Source organism: Pseudohaemophilus parahaemolyticus, assembly GCF_938021905.1.
Lineage (GTDB): Bacteria > Pseudomonadota > Gammaproteobacteria > Enterobacterales > Pasteurellaceae > Haemophilus_A > Haemophilus_A parahaemolyticus_B.
Genome location: NZ_CALIFA010000065.1, coordinates 1 through 4,212, shown reverse-complemented (window position 1 = coordinate 4,212; position 4,212 = coordinate 1). Strand labels below are relative to the sequence as shown.

7 protein-coding genes and 1 pseudogene are annotated in these 4,212 nt (G+C 39.0%); 3 read left to right on the top strand and 5 right to left on the bottom strand.

Annotation, left to right across the window (positions count from 1 at the left end):
* Window positions 1-101: 101 nt before the first annotated feature.
* A complete protein-coding gene (locus QMF79_RS06430) occupies window positions 102-299 on the bottom strand; it encodes a hypothetical protein (protein ID WP_281773183.1) in 198 nt (65 codons plus the stop codon).
* 75 nt (window positions 300-374) lie between these two features.
* Window positions 375-713 (bottom strand): annotated as a pseudogene (locus tag QMF79_RS06425) (KilA-N domain-containing protein); the annotation flags it as partial.
* A gap of 565 nt (window positions 714-1,278) precedes the next feature.
* Here QMF79_RS06425 and QMF79_RS06420 point away from each other — a divergent pair.
* Window positions 1,279-1,467: a hypothetical protein gene (locus QMF79_RS06420; protein WP_281773182.1), complete on the top strand. Its 189-nt coding sequence runs from the start codon at window positions 1,279-1,281 to the stop codon at window positions 1,465-1,467.
* Between the two features lie 92 nt (window positions 1,468-1,559).
* Here QMF79_RS06420 and QMF79_RS06415 read toward each other — a convergent pair whose 3' ends face one another.
* Together QMF79_RS06415 and QMF79_RS06410 are read right to left on the bottom strand one after the other, a co-directional pair.
* Window positions 1,560-2,468: a P63C domain-containing protein gene (locus QMF79_RS06415; protein WP_281773181.1), complete on the bottom strand. Its 909-nt coding sequence runs from the start codon at window positions 2,466-2,468 to the stop codon at window positions 1,560-1,562.
* Window positions 2,469-2,595: 127 nt separating this feature from the next.
* Window positions 2,596-2,775, bottom strand: coding sequence for a hypothetical protein (locus QMF79_RS06410; protein ID WP_281773180.1), 180 nt, complete (start codon window positions 2,773-2,775; stop codon window positions 2,596-2,598).
* A gap of 1 nt (window position 2,776) precedes the next feature.
* Here QMF79_RS06410 and QMF79_RS06405 point away from each other — a divergent pair, with 1 nt between their 5' ends.
* Both QMF79_RS06405 and QMF79_RS06400 read left to right on the top strand, forming a co-directional pair.
* A complete protein-coding gene (locus tag QMF79_RS06405) occupies window positions 2,777-3,457 on the top strand; it encodes a DUF4145 domain-containing protein (protein WP_281773179.1) in 681 nt (226 codons plus the stop codon).
* A gap of 108 nt (window positions 3,458-3,565) precedes the next feature.
* Window positions 3,566-3,889, top strand: coding sequence for a hypothetical protein (locus QMF79_RS06400; RefSeq protein ID WP_281773178.1), 324 nt, complete (start codon window positions 3,566-3,568; stop codon window positions 3,887-3,889).
* 23 nt (window positions 3,890-3,912) lie between these two features.
* Here QMF79_RS06400 and QMF79_RS06395 read toward each other — a convergent pair whose 3' ends face one another.
* Window positions 3,913-4,107, bottom strand: coding sequence for a hypothetical protein (locus tag QMF79_RS06395; protein ID WP_281773177.1), 195 nt, complete (start codon window positions 4,105-4,107; stop codon window positions 3,913-3,915).
* Window positions 4,108-4,212: the final 105 nt, after the last annotated feature.

The following is a 4,212-nucleotide window of genomic DNA, read 5'->3' as shown; positions in this document are numbered from 1 at the left end:
TTTCGGTGGAAATTTCATCAAAATCGTAAACTCAGGGTGCAAAAAACCGCCCCACAGGAAAGGTGGAGTGTGAGGCGGTGGGAGTATTCAATTATTAAGGATTATTTAAATACTGCTTTTTTAGCTGTCGGCGTTTCAAGCAGGCTTGCCATACCTTGTACGAACATAAGGCGTTCGGCACTGGCGTGAATGTAGGCTTGGATGTTTTCCATACATTGGCTGAGTGGTTTGCCTAAGTTGTGGAGGTAATGGCTACCAAAGTGGCGGTCGATATCTATACCGATAAAGGTTGGTTGCACTTTGGTGCGTAAGTCGCTTGCCTAGTAAAGAAAATGATAGGCTTGCACCAGTAGGTTTAGGGGGGCGTCTGCAAGTGGTTGGATTTGGTTTGCATTTTGCGATTCCGCTTTGTGCATTGCGAGGAAAGCACGCAGTACAATCAGGTGGAATTTTGGGCTAATCCACATTGCGTAGGCGATTACTAGTTCTTCGCAGGCGTAAGTTCCGCCTTGTGTTCCTCGAATGGTTTTGACTGGTTCGCAATCACTTTCGCGTTTTATTTCAGTGATAAGTTCTTGCGTAGTTTCAAGGCGAATGAATAAGTAAGGTTCGTGTTTCTTTTCTCCACCACTAATTTTGTGAAGATCTTTTAATGAATAAAGGTTATCGAAAGAACGAATTGAGTTATTGAGAATGGTTAGTTGATTTGACATTTTTATGCCCCTATGAGTTAGTTCTTTATTCGACCAACCTTAGTAGGGTTGATCGGGCTTCAACTACTGCTCATAGACAGCGGAGCTTATTTCCTTTCGGTATTTTATTAGGCTCTCTCGACCCGATTATCGAAAACCACAGATCTGTGGTTTTTAAATCTACAGATCTGTAGATTTAAATTTTAGGCATAAAAAAACCGCTATGCTTTCGGGTGCGGATAGCCGCTATGAGTTTGTAGTGCGGTAATCATAATCCGATTTTATGGCGGTGTCAAATAGAAAAACGTAAAAAATACTACAAAAATCACTTGCTTTGAAATGTAAGAAATACTACAATAACCACATCTAGCAAGGGTTAGATACAGCAAACCCCACGCTGTGAAGAGTGGGGCTTACAATGGAGATTAGGATATGAAGCTTTGTTACCGTCTTATCCTAGTTATCGTTGTGCTTTTGACGTGTTGTTCAAACTCGCCATTAGCATAACATAATCCGAAGGGGAGTGACCGCTCCCCTGAGGTCTCCAATCTTAATGCACGATACTTTAAAAAGCAAGGGGCAATTTATGGCAATGAGTAGAGCAGAAATCAATGCAAAAAGCGATGCAAAACGTGGTGTGCGTGTTCAATCTTATAAACTGCACGAGGATATTATCACTTTACTTGCCGAGCTTTCTGAAGCCACAGGCAAATCTAAAACGGCAATTGTCACCGAGGGGATTTTGTTATTTCAGAAGGAGATGAAAGGGGCGTAATGCCCTTTTTTATTCTCTCAGATACAAAAAAGCCGTCAAAAGACAGCTTGAAAGTGAAGGTATCGTAATCCGATGTGAGCGGTGTTGTCAAATTATTTTTCTGTTGTGTGTCCCTTTTCATCAAATTTAAAAGGAAGATCAAGCTGTCCGCTTTGTCGTAATTTTAGTTTTTGGAAGTTATTCCACATTTCTTGCATATTGTCAGAAAGCTGAAATAACGTGACAATTTGATTGATTTGAGCAGTGAGATGTGGACTGCCAATATCATCTGTCAGGAGCTGATGAAAGCGTGCTGTTGGATTTCCAGTTTCACTTTTTGGCACATTGTTACGCAATTCATCAAGTACACCCTGCGGAAGCTGTTCATACACGAGCTTATTTGTCCAAGTGCCAACAACGCCAGGGCGTTTTTGTATGCCTTTAACGGTGTAATCCCAGCCATTTAAGCGAAATAATTCTTTATAGAAAATATCGGGAAAACGTTTTTGCCAAGGGAGTAACTCTTCGCTGATATATTTGCGTAAAATTTGTTGGAGTTCATCTTTTTCACGCTCGTATTGATAACCCGTTGCTTCATCAACAAGGGCGGTAATACCAACTTTCGCAAAGGCTCTGATAAGTACTTCACATTGTTCAGCAATAATCGTTTGGCGTGGTGAAAGCGAGATATGTTTACGTGCTTCAAGAAAAGCATCGCATAAATCAGCAAGTAGCGTTGCTTCATAACCATTAATTTTTTGTGTACCACGATAACAAATTATAGGTTTAAAGTGGTCCTGCTCTCGCCCCTTGTAAATAAAGGGTTCCAGCGTTTTTTGCTCTAAATATCGGTTTAATCTGGTCCCTGCTGTTTGTTTACCCTCTTCAACGTCAACAATCTTTAACGCTTCTTGCATTTTTCGACCAGACAAAACGCGAGTGCCATCATCTAATACATAACAAGGTATTTCTATGCCAGCTAAATCTAAAATACCTTCATAAAGAATTTCACGTTTCGCCATTTTCTTCTCCAAAATTCAGATACAAAAAAAGCCACTTAATTGTGGCTACCGACTTTTTGTTGAAATTGGGGGTATCTTAATCCGATGTGAGCGGTGTTGTCAATAACTAATTGTTAATTTTGTTTAGTTATTTCTTCAATTCGTGTTCATATAATTTTTGAATACTGATCGCTTTTCCGATAAGCGCTATCACAAAACTATGTTGCGTTTCAGTATCTTGATTTTTGAAGTATGTGTATAATCTTTGCTCAGGATTTTCTTTTTCAAGAAATTGGTCGATTAAGTAAATATGGTCTTGGAGGTTCATTTTGATTTCCTTTAGTCACGATTGTCCTCATTGTGGAACAAAGAAAAGTGGGTTTGAAGTTAAACGTTACTACGAGAATAAAAAGTTTGTGGATCATTCTGTATTTTCATTGCTTGCTACTTGCAATACTTGCGGTGATCCTATTGTTGGAGTGTTTCATAGCTTCAACAAAGGGGAAATTGCTCGAGTATCTTCTCTTTTGCAGAATTCTAATCAATACAATCTTATTGAGCTTATTGGTGTTAAATATGTTGAGTTTTATCCTAATGAAAGAAAAACAGCTGAAATTCCCAAACATTTACCCGAAAGCATTGAGGCAGAATTACTTACTGCAGAAGATTTATTTTTAGAAGTGGCGGCTAAACCGCATTTTATTAAGCCTGCTGGCAATGCTTATCGCTCAACGCTTGAGCGTGCTTTGTGTGAATTAGCAGAGAATAGCGGTCGAGCTAAACTCAATAAACGCATTGAGAAGCTTTTTGAAGATGGAAAGCTGACAAAAGATTTGAAAAATTTTGCTTTGCATATTCGTTCGTTAAGTGCTGAAGCTTCTCATACTTACAATGATTTTACATTGAAAGAACTGGAAGAGCTTCGATTGTTTACTCAACTGTTTTTGCAGTATACGTTTACTTTACCTGCAATGATTTCAGATGAGTTGAAATCAGAGGTTGAGAGCTAGTTCTAATGCGGTTTTTTAACGAGAACCGCAAAACTCGCCTTGTTGTGTCTTACTTCAAACAAGGAATATAATTGTTGCGTCTTACTTCAACAATTACAGGAATTTATTATGTGGGAAGCGTTAATTACTTCCATCTTTTCCATCCTCAAATCTCATTTTGATGAGGTGATTATTCGTATTACAATGTGGTTTTCGTCGTTTATTCTTTGTTGGTTGCTTATTCCTGTTCATATTCAGATTGAGCTAATGGCAAGACCACTACCTGCTTTACCTGATTATGCTCTGGTTTACCTTTTCTACTTGGTTGTCGCAACTAGCTTTTGGCTGATGTTCTTCATCTTGTTGGATGTTGCAGCTCTTTTGCTCGAAAAATTTTCCAAACGTAGAAACGTTGATCCACAATCCAAGCGGGTTGAGATTAACCGCGAGTAGAAAAATAATAAATTGCTTTAGGCTCATTTGCTTTCCTTTTCAATCATCGCATCAATGGCGTTATGCCACACTTCTGTATCTATCAGCTTGTCGGCTAAAATGCTTAAACCTGATGATTTCAGCCTTTTAAGCACTTTATTTTCCATTCGCTCAATGCGGTCTTGCATTGCATATTCAGGCGGTAAGCCTAATGCGTTGTAATCTTCGTAACCTATCATAAGTTGCTCCTTGTTTACCATTTAAAACAGCACACTGCGTGCCAAACATTAAAAAAACACACGTCTTACGTATGCTGTTTTAAATGGTGGCTCTAGTGGGAGTTG